Source organism: Nocardia halotolerans (assembly GCF_042650145.1).
In the GTDB taxonomy this organism is placed as follows: domain Bacteria; phylum Actinomycetota; class Actinomycetes; order Mycobacteriales; family Mycobacteriaceae; genus Nocardia; species Nocardia halotolerans.
The window spans coordinates 144,897-160,459 of the sequence record NZ_JBHSDL010000006.1 but is presented as its reverse complement, the minus strand read 5'-3'; the positions used below and the strand labels follow the sequence as shown (position 1 = coordinate 160,459).

Sequence of the window (15,563 nt, the reverse complement as noted above, 5' to 3'; positions counted from 1 at the left end):
AGAGGATCCGGGCCCGAGTACCCGGGGGACGATCAGCGTGCGTTCGCGGTGCAGATCGCGTCGACGAGAACCGTGCCGCTCAGGCCGGCCGAACCGGTGTTGGCCAGCAGCGCGGCCGGATGCCGCTCCGCCAGGTTCTCGTAGGCCTTGCGCTCGGCGTCGGCGCGCGTCGCACCCGTCGCCCACGCCAGGGTGTTCTCACTCTGGACCATCACGCCGCAACCGTTGGCCCAGGTCTTGACCACCCGGCAGTCCGACAGGTGGCAGTCCGCGATCGCGGCGGCGCGCGCCGCATCGGCACTCGCCTCGTTGACGCCGATGCCGTAGATCGCCTGGCTGTCGCTCAGCGCGATCGAGGCCCACTGGTCGCCTGCCGCGCTCGCCGAACCGGCGCCGAGCACGGAACCGGCCGCAAGGCCGAACGCCGCGACGGCGAAGCCGACCTTACCCATGAAACTCATTCGAAAATTCTCCTTTGGAAACAGTTCCGGATGCCCGGAACCTTCAAGATCATCACCGGCTGACCGCCGAGAGCAAAACCGGGCCGGGAAGTGTCACAGTGTGGCGGTCTGCGCATGATCACGAACGCAGCGGTCCGGCCCGGTACACCGCGAGGTCAGCTCGCGTTCTGCGTGCACATCACGTCGACGACCGTGGTACCGCTCAGATCCGACGAACCGAAGTTGGCCAGTTGCGCCATCGGGGCGTCTTTCGCCAGCTTGTCGACGGCGTTTCGCACCGCCTCACCACGGTCGCGTCCCGATGCCGCGGTGATCCAGCCCTCGTTGCTGTGCACGATGGCGCCACAACCGTTGGCCCACGAGTTGAGGATCGTGCAGTCCGGCCCACCGCCGCACTGCTCGAGCACCCACGCTATTGCCGCTTCCTCGCTGTCGGCGTTCACCGCAGCCCAGGTGCCGTGCTGCAGATCACTGAATCCGTACGCGGCCCACTGGTCGCCGGCCGCGTCCGCCGGACCGGCGCCGAGCACCGACCCGGCCGCAAGGCCCAGCCCCGCGACCGCGAAGCCGACCTTACCCATGAAACTCATTCGAAAATTCTCCTCTGGAAACTGCTCCGGAAGTCCGGAACAGTCCAGCCAACCACCGATGGGTGCCGGGCGCCACTCGAAAGCGCCGGTGAGACACCACAGGCCCGGATCCGTGCGGATCCGGGCCTGCGGTGAAAAGTACTGCTAGACGGTGAAACCGAGCGCGCGCAACTGTTCGCGGCCGTCGTCGGTGATCTTGTCCGGGCCCCACGGGGGCATCCAGACCCAGTTGATCTTCAGGTCCTCGACCAGGCCGCTGCGCACCAGCGCGTTGCGGGACTGGTCCTCGATGACGTCGGTCAGCGGGCAGGCCGCCGAGGTGAGCGTCATGTCGAGAGTGCAGATGTTGTCGTCGTCGACGGACAGGCCGTAGACCAGGCCCAGGTCGACGACATTGATCCCGAGTTCGGGGTCGACGACATCGCGCATGGCCTCTTCGAGGTCGGCGATGTGCTGGATCTGCTCGGGCGTCAACTCCGCTTCGGGAGTGCGCGCGGCGGTTTCGGTCGTGGCGTCATCGGCCTTGGTCTCACTCATCACGCTTCCCCATTTCCCATGGCAGGCTTGGCATCTTCGGCCGAGGCGATCTGCACGACGGCGTCCTTGAACGCCATCCACCCCAGCAGTGCGCACTTCACGCGCGCGGGGTACTTGGCGACACCGGCGAGGGCGATGCCGTCGCCGATCATGTCCTCGTCGCCTTCGACGGCGCCGCGGCTCGAGATCATCTCGCTGAACGAGTCGACCACCTTCAGCGCCTGCTGCACCGGCAGCCCGATCACCTGATCGGTGAGGATCGAGGTGGCGGCCTGACTGATCGAACAACCCTGGCCGTCATAGGACACATCGGCGACTTCGCCCGCACCGTCGATGTGCACCCGCAGGGTCACCTCGTCACCACAGGTCGGGTTCACGTGGTGCACTTCGGCACCGAACGGATCCCGCAACCCCCGGTGGTGTGGGTGCTTGTAGTGATCCAGGATCACTTCCTGGTACATCTGCTCCATGCGCATGACTCAGACAACTCCGAAGAAGGTCTGGGCCTTCCGCACGGCCGTGACCAGTGCGTCGACCTCGTCGAGTGTGTTGTAGACCGCGAAAGACGCGCGTGCGGTGGCCGCGATACCGAACTTGCGGTGCAACGGCCACGCGCAGTGGTGCCCGACCCGGATGGCGACACCCTGGTCGTCGAGGATCTGGCCCACATCGTGCGCGTGCACCCCGTCGACCACGAACGACACCGCGCCACCACGGTCCACGTTCTCGGTGGGCCCGATGATCCGCACACCCTCGATCGCGCCGAGACCCTCGAGCGCCGCGCCGGTGAGCGCGTGCTCGTGGGCGGCGACCGCGTCCATGCCGAGATCCTCGAGATAGCGCACCGCGGCGGCCAGGCCGACGACCTGTGAGGTCATCGGGGTGCCGGCCTCGAAACGCTGCGGCGGCGGCGCGTAGGTGGTCTTCTCCATGGTGACGGTCTCGATCATCGACCCACCGGTGATGAACGGCGGCACCTGCTCGAGCAGCGCACGGCGACCGTACAGTCCGCCCACACCCATCGGGCCGAGCATCTTGTGACCGGAGAACGCGGCGAAATCGACACCGAGCTCCCGGAAGTCCACCGCCGCGTGCGGCACCGACTGGCAGGCGTCGAGCACGACCAGCGCACCGACGGCCTGCGCCCGGCGCACCAATTCGGCCACCGGGGCCACCGCACCGGTCACATTGGACTGGTGGGTGAAGGCGAGAACCTTGGTCGCCGACGACAGTTCGAGCGAATCCAGGTCGATGCGGCCGTCGTCGGTGAGCCCGTACCACTTCAGCGTGGCACCGGTGCGACGCGCGAGCTCCTGCCACGGAACGAGATTCGCGTGGTGCTCGAGCTCGGTGATCACGATCTCGTCGCCCGGGCCCACCTTGTGGGGGAACCGGTCGTCACCGAACGCGTTGGCCACCAGGTTCAGCGACTCGGTCGCGTTCTTGGTGAACACGATCTCGCCCGCGTCGGCGCCGACGAAGCGCGCGATGTCCACGCGCGCGTCCTCGTAGGAGTCGGTCGCCTCTTCGGCCAGCTGATGCGCGCCGCGGTGCACCGCCGAGTTACGGGTGAGCAGGAACTCACGCTCGGCGTCGAGCACCTGCAGCGGACGCTGCGAGGTCGCACCGGAATCCAGGTACACCAACGGCTTCCCGTCCCGAACCGTGCGGTTCAGGATGGGGAAGTCGGCTCGGATCCGGGCGACATCGAGGGCCGGACCCGACACAGAGACAGCGGTCATCGTCGCCTCAGGCTCCGGTGGTCGTAGGTGTGAAGCGCTCGTAGCCGTTCGCGTCGAGTTCCTCGGCCAGCTCCGCGCCGCCCTCGGCGACGATGCGGCCGTTGATGAACACGTGCACGAAGTCGGGCTTGATGTAGCGCAGGATGCGGGTGTAGTGGGTGATCAGCAGCACGCCGCCGTCTTCGCGCTCCTTGTAGCTGTTCACGCCCTCGGAGACGATGCGCAGCGCGTCGACGTCGAGGCCGGAGTCGGTCTCGTCGAGGATCGCGATCTTCGGCTTGAGCAGACCCAGCTGCAGCACCTCGTGACGCTTCTTCTCGCCACCGGAGAAGCCCTCGTTCACCGAGCGGTCGGCGAAGGCCGAGTCGATGTCGAGTTCCTTCATCGACTCCTTCACCTCCTTGACCCAGGTGCGCAGCTTGGGCGCCTCGCCGCGCACGGCGGTGGCGGCGGTACGCAGGAAGTTCGACATCGAGACGCCGGGGACCTCCACCGGGTACTGCATGGCCAGGAACAGCCCGGCCCGGGCACGCTCGTCGACCGACATGTCGAGCACGTTCTCGCCGTCGAGGGTGATCGTGCCCTGGGTGACGGTGTACTTCGGGTGGCCCGCGATCACGTAGGACAGCGTGGACTTACCCGAGCCGTTGGGGCCCATGATGGCGTGCGTCTCGCCCGACTTCACGGTGAGGTTCACGCCGTTGAGGATCTGCTTGGACTCACCCTCGGGAGTGGTGATCTCGGCTTGCAGGTCCTTGATTTCCAAGGTGGTCATCGAATTCGAATCCTTCGTGGAAGTTTTTGGGGAGTCAGGTCGTGGTCTCAGATACCGACAGTGGCGAGTTCGGCCTCGATGGCCGCCTCGAGCCGCTCCCGGACCTCGGGGACCGTGACCTTCTGGATGATCTCGAAGAAGAAGCCACGCACCACCAGGCGGCGGGCGACATCTTCGGGGATGCCGCGCGCACGCAGGTAGAACAGCTGCTCGTCATCGAAGCGGCCGGTGGCACTGGCGTGTCCGGCACCGGCGATCTCGCCGGTCTCGATCTCGAGGTTCGGCACCGAATCGGCGCGGGCGCCGTCGGTGAGCACCAGGTTGCGGTTGGCCTCGTAGGTGTCGGTGCCCTCCGCGGCCACGCGGATCAGCACGTCGCCGACCCAGACCGTGCGGGCGTCACCCTTGGGTGAGGCCGGGTCGCCCTGCAGCGCACCCTTGTACAGCACATCGGACTTGCAGTTGGGCTCGGAGTGATCCACCAGCAGCCGCTGCTCGAAATGCTGACCGGCGTCGGCGAAGTACAGGCCGAACAGTTCGGCCTGCCCGCCCGGACCGGCGTAGCGCACGGTGCCGGTGAGGCGCACCAGGTTGCCACCCAGCGTCGCCGACACGTGGCGCAGGTTCGCGTCACGGCCCAGCTTCAGGTGATGCGCGGTGGCGTGCACGGCGTCGTCGGCCCATTCCTGGACGGCGACGACGGTGAGCTTGGCACTGTCACCGAGCACGAACTCCACGTTCTCGGCGTAGGTGCCGCTGCCACGCTGGTCGATGACCACGGTGGCCACGGCGAACGCGTCCAGGCGCACCTGCAGGTGACCGTAAGCGGTCTTGCCCTCGCCGGGGCCCGTGATGGTCACGGTGACCGGATCCGAGACCTCGGTCTCCTTGCCGACGGTGATCACGGTCGCGGTCTCGAAGCCCGAATAGGCCTGAGCGGCGACGCGATCGGCGGGGGTGCCGGCCTGGCCGAGGCGGGCGTCGGTGCGGTCCACCGTTTCCACGGTGACACCGGCGACCTCGCTCACCTCGACGGTGGCCTGTCCGTCGCGCACCGCGGTGCCGTCGTGCAGGCCGCGCAGACGGCGCAGCGGAGTGAACCGCCACGCCTCGTCGCGACCCGACGGGACCTCGAAGGCGTCCACATCGAACGAGGTGAAGACCTCGCCCTTGTTGATCGCGGCGCCCGCGCCGGGATTCTGGATCGGCGTCTCGAGCGTCGACATCAGCCCACGGCCCCTTCCATCTGCAGCTCGATGAGCCGGTTCAATTCCAACGCGTATTCCATCGGCAGTTCCTTGGCGATCGGCTCAACGAAGCCGCGCACCACCATCGCCATCGCCTCGTCCTCGGACAGACCACGGCTCATCAGGTAGAACAGCTGGTCCTCGGACACCTTCGAGACCGTGGCCTCGTGCCCCATGGTCACGTCGTCCTCGCGGATGTCGACGTAGGGGTAGGTGTCGGAGCGGCTGATCGTGTCGACCAGCAGCGCGTCACACTTCACGGTCGACTTGGAGCCGTAGGCGCCCTTGTTGACCTGGACCAGACCGCGGTACGACGCGCGCCCACCGCCACGCGCCACCGACTTCGACACGATGGTCGAGGAGGTGTGCGGGGCCAGGTGCAGCATCTTGGCGCCGGTGTCCTGGTGCTGGCCGGGGCCGGCGAACGCGACGGAGAGGACCTCGCCGTGCGCGTGCTCACCGGTCATCCAGACCGCCGGGTACTTCATGGTGACCTTGGAGCCGATGTTGCCGTCGACCCACTCCATGGTGGCGCCCGCCTCGGCCTTGGCGCGCTTGGTGACCAGGTTGTAGACGTTGTTCGACCAGTTCTGGATGGTCGTGTAGCGGCAGCGGCCGCCCTTCTTCACGATGATCTCCACGACCGCGGAGTGCAGCGAGTCGGACTTGTAGATCGGCGCGGTGCAGCCCTCGACGTAGTGGACGTAGGCGTCCTCGTCGACGATGATCAGCGTCCGCTCGAACTGGCCCATGTTCTCGGTGTTGATCCGGAAGTAGGCCTGCAGCGGGATGTCGACGTGCACGCCCGGCGGCACGTAGATGAACGAGCCACCCGACCACACGGCGGTGTTGAGCGCGGAGAACTTGTTGTCACCGGCGGGGATCACCGAACCGAAGTACTTCTTGAAGACCTCGGGGTGCTCGCGCAGCGCGGTGTCGGTGTCGAGGAACAGCACGCCCTGCTTCTCGAGGTCCTCACGGATCGAGTGGTAGACGACCTCGGACTCGTACTGCGCGGCGACACCGGAGACCAGGCGCTGCTTCTCGGCCTCGGGGATGCCCAGCTTGTCGTAGGTGTTCTTGATGTCCTCGGGCAGGTCTTCCCAGGTCTCGGCCTGCTTCTCGCTCGAGCGCACGAAATACTTGATGTTGTCGAAGTCGATGCCACCGAGGTCGGAACCCCAGTTCGGCATGGGCTTGCGATCGAAGATGCGCAGGGCCTTGAGGCGGATGTCGAGCATCCAGTCCGGCTCGCTCTTCTTGGCCGAGATGTCGCGGACGACAGCCTCCGACAGGCCACGTTGTGCGCTGGCACCGGCCACATCCGAATCGGCCCAGCCGTAACCGTAGTTGCCCAGCGAGGCGATCGTTTCGTCCTGGGTGAGCGGTTGCACCTGGTCGGTGGTTGTCGTCATTCGGCACTCCTTCCGGAGTCGTTCGTTCGTCCCGCCGCGGGCTGTGCGGCGGTTGAGGGGGAAGCTTTCTTCGGCACCGCAGCCAGCGGCACATGGGTGGTGCACGCGCAATCGCCGTTGGCGATGGTCGCGAGGCGCTGCACGTGCGTGCCGAGCAGGTCGCGGAATGCGTCCAGTTCGGCCGCGCACAGCTGCGGGAACTCTTCGGCCACGTGGGCCACCGGGCAATGATGTTGGCATATCTGCACGCCGGCCCCGACCTGGCGGGTCGTCGCGGCGAATCCGGCGTCGGCGAACGCTTCGGCGATCTCTTCGACCTTGGCCTCGATCACCGGCGCGGTGTGTTCGTCGACCGGTTCGATCCCGTCGACGATGGTGCGTACCCGCCGGCGCGCGAATTCGCTGATCGCCGCGTCGCCACCGAGCTCCCCGAGTTGGCGGATCGCCGCCCCGGCCAGATCGTCGTAGGCGTGTCCGAGGTTGCCGCGTCCGGCCGCGGTGAGCTGGTACTGCTTGGCGGGCCTGCCGCGGCCTTTCTGCTGCCACGGCGCGGACCGGTTCGCCCGAGCCTGACCGGCGTCGATGAGCGCGTCGAGGTGCCTGCGCACCCCGGCGGGCGCGAGCCCGAGCTCGGCACCGATCGCGGTAGCGGTGATCGGCCCCTGTTCGAGCAGCAACTGGACGATGGCCGCCCGAGTCTGGCCCTCGTGCGCGGTCGCAGCGGGCACAGCAGAGCTCCGGGCACCGGCCGTTTTACGCCCGGTCCCTTCCATATCTGTCCGCAAACCCACGGTTTTCACAACACCAGTGTGGCGGAATTACTTCCCTAAATCTAATAAGGGTCCCCTACCCAAGGCTCCCCTGACCTGCGAAGAGCTTCCCCACCGAACCCGCACCCCCACCAAAACCCCAGGTGCAGCCCTCACACCCCAACCGCCCCCACCCCGCACCGGTGACCCATCGCACACCCGCCCATCCACATACCAGAAGCCTGAACGGCCGATCACCAGGCTCTCGTGGCTGTCCCCTCTCGGGCGATACTTACCTCAGAGCCTAGTGGTCAATCGCCCAGTTTCCGGGGAGCGAGGGGGTGGGTGGCTGGGCCTTCTATGACGGTGCCCTGGGGGGTGAAGCGGGAGCCGTGGAGGGGGCAGTCCCAGGTGCGTTCGGCGTCGTTCCAGTGGACTATGCCGTAGAGGTGGGGGCAGATGGCTGAGACTTCGGTGGTTTTGCCGTCGACGGTGGCTACCGCGGTGGGGTGGAGGCCGTGGCGTTGGATGCGGCCGCAGCCTTCCGGGGGGACCGTGTGTTCGCCCGCGCCGATGAGGTGTAGCCAGCCGGTGGACAGGTATTGGGCCACGGTGGCGTTGACTCGGGCGCCAGCGGGCACCGAGGCCACGTCGCCGGGGCGCCAGGTGGCCAGGGTCTCGGCCCAGGGCGGGCGGTTTCCGGTCAGGCGGCCGAACAGGGCGAGCGCGGCGGCCGCGCCGTTGGTCAGGCCCCACTTCGCGAAACCGGTGGCCACCAGAACGTTGTCACGGCCGGGTAGCAGCGGGCCGACGTAGGGCAGTTCGCCCACCGGGTGATAGTCCTGGGCCGACCACCGGTAGAGCAGCTCCGCGCCGGGGAACCATCGCCCGGTCCAGTCGAGCAATTCCTGGACGTGGGTGTTCGCGGACTGTTCGCGGCCCACGTCGTGGCCGCTGCCACCGACGAGCAGGACCTCACCGTCCGGAGCCGGGAACACCCGCATCGATCGGATGGGCGCCCCCGCGCTGACGAACATCTCCTGCGGCACCGGGCCGGGCGCCCGGAACGCCGCCAGATAGGAGCGCTGCGCGGTGAGCCGGGCGAAGAAGCCACCGCGGTCGAAGATCGGGGTACCGGTGGCCACCACCACGTCGGACGCGGTCACCTCCCCGTGTTCGGTGCCGATGACGACCTCGTCGTCGCGGTGGTGCAGGCTCTGCGCGCGCGTGGACTCGAAGATCGGGGCACCGTGCGACTCGACCTGCGCGGCCAGCGCCGCCAGCAGCGCCATCGGGTCGACCTGGGCCTGCTCACGCAACCGGACCGCGCCGTGGAACGGGTAGGGCACGTCGAGATCGTCGACGAACTCCGTGGGCAGACCGGCGGCGCGCGTGGCGTCGAGCTCGGCGCGCACGGCGGCCTTCTCACCAGCGTGCTGAGCGTAGGTCAGCGCCGCCACCCGCTGGGCGCTGACGTCGTGTTCGGCGCAGAAGTTGAGCAACCAGTCCAGGCCCGCGAGATTGGCCGTGGCATAGCGCGCCAACGTCGCGATGCCGTGCCGCCGCGCGATGGTCTGGCCTCTGGTGCCCTGCAGTACCGAGATCTTGGCCGTCGAGGAGACGGTGGTGCCCGCCCCGACCCGTTTCGCCTCGAGCACCGCCACCTCACGACCGTCTTCGGCCAGCAACAACGCCGTCGCCAGCCCGACCAGCCCGGCACCGATGACCACGGTGTCGTACCGGGAGCCCGGGGTGAGACGTAGTCGGGCGGGGACCTCGGCATGGTTCAACCACAGTGACGTCATGTCCCGGACATAGCCCGGCCGGCGCAACCGAAACGAGAACACTCCCAACCAGTCGGATGATCCTTGGGGCACGCGGCTCTCACCCGGCCGCGGAGGTGACGGCGGCTGCCTTGCCGTCACGGCCCGTCCGACCGCGACTCGCGCCCGGCCGCACAGCAACGGTGGCAGCCATGCGGCTCCCCCGCCGCGCTCGGCGCCGCATGGCACGATGGCAGCGTGTCCAACCCGCCCACACCCTCGTGTGTCCGCCACCCCGATCGACCTACCGGACTCGCCTGTACGCGCTGCGGGCGGCCCGCCTGTCCTGAGTGCCTGCGCCCGGCCGCGGTCGGGCAGCACTGCGTGGACTGCGTGCGCCAGGGGCAGCGCGACGTGCGCCAGGCGCGCACCGTAGGCGGTGGCCCGGTCGGAGTGGCGGTGCCCTACGTCACCTACGGGCTGATCGCGATCAACGTGCTCGTCTACGTGCTCACCGCCGCCCAAGCGGGCGACCCGATGGACAACTTCCGCGGCTCGGCATTGTTCGGGGACTTCGTGCTGGTGCCGCTGCTGGTGGCCGACGGCCAGTGGTGGCGGCTGCTGGGTTCGGGCTTCCTGCACTACGGCGCGATCCACCTGCTGGTCAACATGTTCGCCCTCTACATCGTCGGCCGCGACCTGGAGAAGGTGCTGGGCCGAGTGCGCTATGGCTGCGTCTACCTGCTCTCCCTGCTGGGCGGGTCGGCCGCGGTGATGCTGTTGTCGGACCCGATCACCGCCACCGCGGGCGCTTCGGGCGCGGTGTACGGCCTGTTCGGCGCGGTCACGGTGACCTTGATCCGGCTGCGGCAGAGCCCCACCCCGATGCTGGTCGTGATCGGCGTGAACGTGCTGATCAGTGTGTCGCTGCCCGGCATTTCGCTGTGGGGCCACCTCGGTGGCCTGGCGGCGGGCACACTCAGCGCGCTGGGCATCCTGTTCGCACCCGCGTGGCTGTCCGCACGCACTCCGGAGGCGGCGCGGCGGATCGGCTGGGCTTGCCTCGGCGGGGTCGCGGCGCTGTGTCTGCTCGTGGCGGTCGTCGCGACGGTGCAGGTGCACTCGCAGCTGCCGCCGGTGCCGCCCACCGTCATCACGGTCCCCTAGGCTTCGCGGGTTCGCCCAGGTCGCGGCGGCGCACTGACCGGCCGAGCGTGGACCGCGCCCGGGACAACTAGGCTCTGCGTTCGTGGCGGTACTGGAGGGCGCGGCGCGCAAGATATCGGCGTTCGGGCGACGGGCTCTCGGGCTCGACGTGACGACGCCCGATCACACCGTCGCGGTCCTGCACCGCGACGAGACCGAGGTGCCCGGACTCGACAAGCGCGAACGCGCGCAACTGGACCGGATCCGCCTGATGGGCGCGACCGGCGCCGTGCTGATGGCGATCGCCGCACTGGGCATCGGCGCGCAACCGGTGCACCAGAACCCGGTGTCGGGAGTGCGGGTGCTCGGCATCTTCGCGCGCGCACACACCGGGTCGCTGGCGATGTGCATGTTCGGCACCGTGCTGGTGATCGGCGCGTGGTTGCTGCTGGGCCGATTCGCGATCGGCGGACTGGCCGGTTCGCCGCTGCACCGGCTGAGCCGCTCGCAACTGGACCGCACCCTGCTGCTGTGGATCATCCCGCTGTCGGTGGCACCACCGATGTTCAGCAACGACGTCTACTCCTACCTGGCTCAGAGCGAGATCGCCGCGCGCGGCATCGACCCCTATGCGGAGGGGCCGGTCGCCGGGCTCGGCATCGACAATGTGCTCACCAACAATGTGCCCACGATCTGGCGGGACACCCCGGCGCCCTACGGCCCGCTGTTCCTGTGGATCGGGCGCGGCATCGCCGAACTGACCGGGGACAACATCATCGCCGGGGTGTGGGTGCACCGATTGCTCGCCCTCGCCGGTGTCGCGCTGATCGTGTGGGCGCTGCCGCGGCTGTCGGTGCGCTGCGGGGTGGCGCCGGTGAGCGCGCTGTGGCTCGGCGCGGCCAACCCGCTGGTGCTGTTCCACCTGGTCGGTGGCGTGCACAACGACGCGCTGATGCTCGGGCTGATGCTGGCCGGGGTGGAACTCATGCTGCGCGCGATCTACGGCGACGGCGGCACACGCGACCAGTTGACCGCGAAGAACCTGCCGCCACTGGATGCGCGGGGTTACGGCCTGTTAGTCGGCGGCGCGGTGGTGATCACCCTGTCGTCGTCGGTGAAGTTCACCTCCATCATCGCGCTCGGTTTCGTCGGTATGGCCCTGGCCAGACGCTGGGGCGGCAGTTTCACAGCCATCGTCAAAGCCGCCGTTCTACTGGGTCTGATCGCTGGGGCCACAACACTGTTCGTGAGCTGGGCCAGCGGGCTGGGCTTCGGCTGGATCTTCACCCTCAACACCGCGAGCGCGGTGCGCAGCTGGATGTCGCTACCCACCGTCACCGGCATCATCACCGGCTTCGGTGGCGTGCTGCTCGGCCTGGGCGACCACACCACGGCGCTGCTGTCGATCACCCGGCCGATCGCCGCGTTGGTGGCGGCCTGGGTGACGATCCGGATGCTCGTCGCAGCCGGCACCGGCCGCCTGCATCCGGTCGGCGCGCTCGGTGTCTCGCTCGGTGCGATCGTGCTGCTGTTCCCGGTGGTCCAGCCCTGGTACCTGCTGTGGGCGATCGTGCCGCTGGCCGCCTGGGCCACCCAACCGGTGTTCCGCGTACCCGCCGTGGCCTTCTCGGCGGTCGTCTCGATGCTGGTGATGCCGCGCGGCGCGGAGTTCCAGGTCTTCCAGATCATCGGGGCCGCCCTGGCCGCCGCGGTCTGCTTCGCCCTGTTCTTCGCCCTCACCCGGCACACCCTGCCCTGGCGGGCACAGGCGGGGGTGTCGGCTCCGTCACAGGAGGCCACGGCTTACCGTGTGACGTCGTGAGGGAGCGAAGCGAGCGAACCATGGGCACAGCACCCTTCGGCGCGACGGAGCCGAGTGCCGGCGGGGCGCTGTGGTGACCGCGCACTCGGGACCCGCCGTCCGTATCGAGGGTGTCGTGAAACGCTTCGGCGAGATCACCGCGGTCGACGGCCTGCGCTTCGATGTCGAGCGTGCTCAGGTTTTCGCGCTGCTCGGCCCCAACGGCGCGGGCAAGACCACCACCGTGGAGATGTGCGAGGGCTTCGTACGCCCCGACGCGGGCACGGTGCGGGTGCTCGGCCTGGATCCGATCGCCGACTCCGAGCAGTTGCGCCCGCGCATCGGCGTGATGTTGCAGGGCGGCGGCGCCTACCCGGGTGCGCGCGCCGGGGAAATGCTCGACCTGGTCGCCGCCTACGCCGCCGACCCGATCGACCCCGACTGGCTGCTGGCCACCCTGGGACTCCAGGACAACCGCCGCACGCCCTATCGTCGGCTCTCCGGCGGCCAGCAGCAGCGCCTGGCGCTGGCCTGCGCCCTGGTCGGCCGACCCGAGATCGTGTTCCTCGACGAACCGACCGCGGGCCTGGACGCCCATGCCCGGCTGATCGTGTGGGAGCTCATCGACGCCCTGCGCCGCGACGGGGTGAGCGTGGTGCTCACCACGCACATGATGGACGAGGCCGAACAGCTCGCCGACCAGCTGGTGATCATCGACCACGGCCGGATCGTGGCGCAGGGCACCCCGGCCGAGGTCACCGCGCACGGTGCGGCGGGCCAGCTCCGGTTCTGTGCCCCACCCGAACTCGACATGGCGCTGCTCACCGCGGCGCTGCCGGAAGGCTTCGCGCCGCAGGAGACCGCGCCGGGCACCTACTTGCTCGAGGGTGAGATCACCCCGCAGGTGCTGGCCACGCTCACCGCCTGGTGCGCCCGGATGGACGTGCTCGCCACCGACATCCGCATCGATCAGCGCCGCCTCGAGGACGTCTTCCTCGAACTGACCGGACGGGACCTGCGCGGATGACCGAGACCGAACGGCGTTTCCGGCCCGGGACCTTCGCCCCCGATCCACGTCCCGCCTCGCGTGCGGCGATGCTCACCGCGCAGACCGGGCTGGAGCTGAAGCTGTTGCTGCGCAACGGCGAACAGCTGCTGCTCACCATGTTCATCCCGATCACCCTGCTGATCGGGCTCAGTCTGCTGCCCTTCGGCGAGCTGGGCGAGCACCGGGTGGACAAGATCGTGCCGATGGTGATGATGACGGCGGTGATGTCGACCGCGTTCACCGGCCAGGCCATCGCGGTCGGCTTCGATCGCCGGTACGGGGCGCTCAAGCGCCTCGGCGCCACCGCACTGCCCCGCTGGGGGGTGATCGCCGGCAAGTGCGCGGCGGTGCTGATCGTGGTCGTCCTGCAGGCGGTGCTGCTCGGGGTGATCGGGCTGGCGCTGGGCTGGCGGCCGGGGCTCGGCGGGCTGGCGCTGGGCGCGCTGGTGATCGCGCTGGGTACGGCCACCTTCGCCGCGATGGGCCTGCTGCTGGGTGGCACGCTCAAGGCCGAGGCCGTGTTGGCGCTGGCCAATATCCTGTGGTTCGTCATGTTGGGTGTGGCGAGCCTGGTGCTCGTCGGTGATTCGTTGCCCGCCGCGCTGTCGGTGCCGGCGCGGCTCATACCGTCGGGAGCGTTGGCGCATGCGCTGGAACTGGCGCTGGCGGGCTCGGTCGACTGGTTCGGCGTGGCGGTGCTCGCGGTGTGGGGCGCGGTGTGCGGGTGGCTCGCGACGCGGCTGTTCCGGTTCCACTGATCGAGTGACAAACGACGCACTGTAGTAGCCCGGGTATCGAGCGCTGTTTCGCGCCCAGTACCATCGTGACGTGCTGTATCGCGCCTTCTTGGGACTCGTCGACCGGCTGCCGCTCCCCTCGCTGCGGACTCAGCGGCTCATCGCCGTCGCGGTGATCCTGAGCCAGGCCGGGATCTCGGTGACCGGCGCCATCGTGCGCGTCACCGCCTCCGGCCTGGGCTGCCCCACCTGGCCGCAGTGCTTCCCCGGCAGCTTCACCCCGGTGGGCGTCTCGGAAGTGCCGGTGCTGCACCAGACCGTGGAGTTCGGCAACCGGCTGCTCACCTTCGTGGTGACGCTGTGCGCCGCCCTGATCGTGCTGGCCGTGGTCCGGGCCCGGCGTCGCCGGGAAGTTCTGGTGTACGCGTGGCTGATGCCCGGTGGCACCGTGGTGCAGGCGATCATCGGCGGCATCACCGTGCGCACGGGTCTGCTGTGGTGGACCGTGGCGATCCACCTGCTGGCCTCGATGGCGATGGTGTGGCTGGCGGTGGTGCTGTACGCGAAGATCGGCGAACCCGACGACGGTATCGACACCGTGCAGGTACCCGCTCCGCTACGTTGGCTCACCGCCCTGAGCGGGGTCGCGCTCGCGGGCGTGCTGATCGCGGGCACGCTGGTCACCGCCGCGGGGCCGCACGCCGGGGACAAGAGCATCGAACGGCCGGTCGAGCGGTTGCAGGTGGAGATCGTCACGCTGGTGCACCTGCACTCGCAGTTGCTCATCGGCTATCTGGCGCTGCTGATCGGCCTGGCGTTCGGCCTGTTCGCGGTCGGGATGTCGGCGGCGATCCGCAAGCGATTGTTCGTGCTGCTCGGGTTGGTGCTGGCGCAGTCGCTGGTGGGCGTGGTCCAGTACTTCACCGATGTGCCCGCCGCGCTGGTCGCCATCCATGTGGGCGGGGCCGCGGCCTGCACCGCGGCGACCGCCGCGCTGTGGGCCTCGCTGCGCACCAGGGAAACGGTCGCGGTCCCTGCCGTGGTGGCCCAGCCCGCCACGCGCTGAACCGCGACACCCCCGCCGACAGCACAGCCCGCGATCAATATTGATCGCGGGCTGTGCGTCGTGACCGGGATCAGGCTCCCGCGAACAACTTCCAGTTGCGTGCCTTCGGGAACCGGGTCTGATGGGCGACCCAGCCGGCCATCTTCTTCCAGTGCTTGGCGGTAGGTGTCACCACCGAGACCAGCTCACGGTTCCACTCGTCGGTCTCCTCGAGCCCAGCGACGCGTTCGACGACAGCCTTCGCGGTCGCCATATCGGTCACCACCCGGTCGCCGAGGATGCCGTCGGCGCCGACGAGGGTGATCCGCACGCCCTGCTCGCCGAGATACTGCAGCACGGCCGTCCCCGACCCACCGTGCTCGGCGACGAACTTCACGATGGACTTCTCGACCTCGGCCGGCACCTTCACGGCCTCGGGGGCGGCGGTTGTACTCATGAGCGAGAGTTTACCGGCCGGTAGATTTCCGTCCACCCCCGAGTGACACC

16 protein-coding genes are annotated in these 15,563 nt (G+C 68.8%); 5 read left to right on the top strand and 11 right to left on the bottom strand.

Annotated features, from left to right (window positions below; all coding sequences use genetic code 11):
- Positions 1–32: 32 nt before the first annotated feature.
- The 10 genes from ACFO5K_RS06260 to ACFO5K_RS06215 all read right to left on the bottom strand — a co-directional run bounded on the left by ACFO5K_RS06260 (position 33) and on the right by ACFO5K_RS06215 (position 9,321).
- The gene (locus ACFO5K_RS06260; protein ID WP_378557123.1) at positions 33–461 is read right to left on the bottom strand and encodes a DUF4189 domain-containing protein; all 429 of its coding nucleotides are present in this window, start codon (positions 459–461) and stop codon (positions 33–35) included.
- A 155-nt stretch (positions 462–616) separates the two neighbouring features.
- The gene (locus ACFO5K_RS06255) at positions 617–1,051 is read right to left on the bottom strand and encodes a DUF4189 domain-containing protein (protein ID WP_378557120.1); all 435 of its coding nucleotides are present in this window, start codon (positions 1,049–1,051) and stop codon (positions 617–619) included.
- Positions 1,052–1,195: 144 nt separating this feature from the next.
- Positions 1,196–1,588, bottom strand: coding sequence for a metal-sulfur cluster assembly factor (locus tag ACFO5K_RS06250; protein WP_378557109.1), 393 nt, complete (start codon positions 1,586–1,588; stop codon positions 1,196–1,198).
- Positions 1,588–2,064 (bottom strand): Fe-S cluster assembly sulfur transfer protein SufU, encoded by a 477-nt coding sequence (gene sufU, locus ACFO5K_RS06245; RefSeq protein ID WP_378557106.1) that lies wholly within the window; start codon positions 2,062–2,064, stop codon positions 1,588–1,590. Before sufU ends, ACFO5K_RS06250 begins: the two co-directional genes overlap by 1 nt.
- Positions 2,065–2,067: 3 nt before the next feature.
- Complete coding sequence (locus ACFO5K_RS06240) at positions 2,068–3,330, bottom strand: cysteine desulfurase (RefSeq protein ID WP_378557103.1); 1,263 nt, start codon at positions 3,328–3,330, stop codon at positions 2,068–2,070.
- Positions 3,331–3,337: 7 nt separating this feature from the next.
- On the bottom strand, positions 3,338–4,105 hold the full coding sequence (gene sufC, locus ACFO5K_RS06235) for a Fe-S cluster assembly ATPase SufC (RefSeq protein WP_378557100.1): 768 nt from the start codon (positions 4,103–4,105) through the stop codon (positions 3,338–3,340).
- 47 nt (positions 4,106–4,152) lie between these two features.
- On the bottom strand, positions 4,153–5,331 hold the full coding sequence (sufD, locus tag ACFO5K_RS06230) for a Fe-S cluster assembly protein SufD (RefSeq protein WP_378557097.1): 1,179 nt from the start codon (positions 5,329–5,331) through the stop codon (positions 4,153–4,155).
- Positions 5,331–6,767: a Fe-S cluster assembly protein SufB gene (gene sufB, locus ACFO5K_RS06225; RefSeq protein WP_378557094.1), complete on the bottom strand. Its 1,437-nt coding sequence runs from the start codon at positions 6,765–6,767 to the stop codon at positions 5,331–5,333. The genes sufD and sufB overlap by 1 nt, the downstream gene beginning before the upstream one ends.
- Positions 6,764–7,540: a helix-turn-helix transcriptional regulator gene (locus ACFO5K_RS06220; RefSeq protein WP_378557699.1), complete on the bottom strand. Its 777-nt coding sequence runs from the start codon at positions 7,538–7,540 to the stop codon at positions 6,764–6,766. The genes sufB and ACFO5K_RS06220 overlap by 4 nt, the downstream gene beginning before the upstream one ends.
- Before the next feature lie 287 nt (positions 7,541–7,827).
- The gene (locus tag ACFO5K_RS06215; RefSeq protein ID WP_378557091.1) at positions 7,828–9,321 is read right to left on the bottom strand and encodes an FAD-dependent oxidoreductase; all 1,494 of its coding nucleotides are present in this window, start codon (positions 9,319–9,321) and stop codon (positions 7,828–7,830) included.
- A gap of 216 nt (positions 9,322–9,537) precedes the next feature.
- Between ACFO5K_RS06215 and ACFO5K_RS06210 the strand changes: the two genes are divergently transcribed.
- The 5 genes from ACFO5K_RS06210 (at position 9,538) to ACFO5K_RS06190 (ending at position 15,077) form a co-directional block, all read left to right on the top strand.
- On the top strand, positions 9,538–10,446 hold the full coding sequence (locus ACFO5K_RS06210) for a rhomboid family intramembrane serine protease (protein ID WP_378557088.1): 909 nt from the start codon (positions 9,538–9,540) through the stop codon (positions 10,444–10,446).
- A gap of 82 nt (positions 10,447–10,528) precedes the next feature.
- Positions 10,529–12,247, top strand: a complete 1,719-nt coding sequence (mptB, locus tag ACFO5K_RS06205) for a polyprenol phosphomannose-dependent alpha 1,6 mannosyltransferase MptB (protein ID WP_378557085.1) — start codon at positions 10,529–10,531, stop codon at positions 12,245–12,247.
- Between the two features lie 73 nt (positions 12,248–12,320).
- Entirely contained in the window at positions 12,321–13,253 is a 933-nt protein-coding gene (locus ACFO5K_RS06200) for an ABC transporter ATP-binding protein (protein WP_378557082.1), read from the top strand.
- Entirely contained in the window at positions 13,250–14,032 is a 783-nt protein-coding gene (locus ACFO5K_RS06195) for an ABC transporter permease (RefSeq protein ID WP_378557079.1), read from the top strand. The genes ACFO5K_RS06200 and ACFO5K_RS06195 overlap by 4 nt, the downstream gene beginning before the upstream one ends.
- A gap of 70 nt (positions 14,033–14,102) precedes the next feature.
- Positions 14,103–15,077: a COX15/CtaA family protein gene (locus tag ACFO5K_RS06190; protein WP_378557076.1), complete on the top strand. Its 975-nt coding sequence runs from the start codon at positions 14,103–14,105 to the stop codon at positions 15,075–15,077.
- 70 nt (positions 15,078–15,147) lie between these two features.
- On the opposite strand, the gene ACFO5K_RS06185 is transcribed toward ACFO5K_RS06190, so the two are convergent.
- The gene (locus ACFO5K_RS06185) at positions 15,148–15,513 is read right to left on the bottom strand and encodes a hypothetical protein (protein WP_378557073.1); all 366 of its coding nucleotides are present in this window, start codon (positions 15,511–15,513) and stop codon (positions 15,148–15,150) included.
- Positions 15,514–15,563 lie beyond the last annotated feature (50 nt).

Excerpts from the sequence above, each read along its gene's own strand:
- ACFO5K_RS06260 (WP_378557123.1), bottom strand. The coding sequence starts at position 461 with ATGAGTTTCATGGGTAAGGTCGGCTTCGCCGTCGCGGCGTTCGGCCTT.
- ACFO5K_RS06255 (WP_378557120.1), bottom strand. The coding sequence starts at position 1,051 with ATGAGTTTCATGGGTAAGGTCGGCTTCGCGGTCGCGGGGCTGGGCCTT.
- ACFO5K_RS06250 (WP_378557109.1), bottom strand. The coding sequence starts at position 1,588 with ATGAGTGAGACCAAGGCCGATGACGCCACGACCGAAACCGCCGCGCGC.
- sufU (WP_378557106.1), bottom strand. The coding sequence starts at position 2,064 with ATGCGCATGGAGCAGATGTACCAGGAAGTGATCCTGGATCACTACAAG.
- ACFO5K_RS06240 (WP_378557103.1), bottom strand. The coding sequence starts at position 3,330 with ATGACCGCTGTCTCTGTGTCGGGTCCGGCCCTCGATGTCGCCCGGATC.
- sufC (WP_378557100.1), bottom strand. The coding sequence starts at position 4,105 with ATGACCACCTTGGAAATCAAGGACCTGCAAGCCGAGATCACCACTCCC.
- sufD (WP_378557097.1), bottom strand. The coding sequence starts at position 5,331 with ATGTCGACGCTCGAGACGCCGATCCAGAATCCCGGCGCGGGCGCCGCG.
- sufB (WP_378557094.1), bottom strand. The coding sequence starts at position 6,767 with ATGACGACAACCACCGACCAGGTGCAACCGCTCACCCAGGACGAAACG.
- ACFO5K_RS06220 (WP_378557699.1), bottom strand. The coding sequence starts at position 7,540 with ATGGAAGGGACCGGGCGTAAAACGGCCGGTGCCCGGAGCTCTGCTGTG.
- ACFO5K_RS06215 (WP_378557091.1), bottom strand. The coding sequence starts at position 9,321 with ATGACGTCACTGTGGTTGAACCATGCCGAGGTCCCCGCCCGACTACGT.
- ACFO5K_RS06195 (WP_378557079.1), top strand. The coding sequence starts at position 13,250 with ATGACCGAGACCGAACGGCGTTTCCGGCCCGGGACCTTCGCCCCCGAT.
- ACFO5K_RS06185 (WP_378557073.1), bottom strand. The coding sequence starts at position 15,513 with ATGAGTACAACCGCCGCCCCCGAGGCCGTGAAGGTGCCGGCCGAGGTC.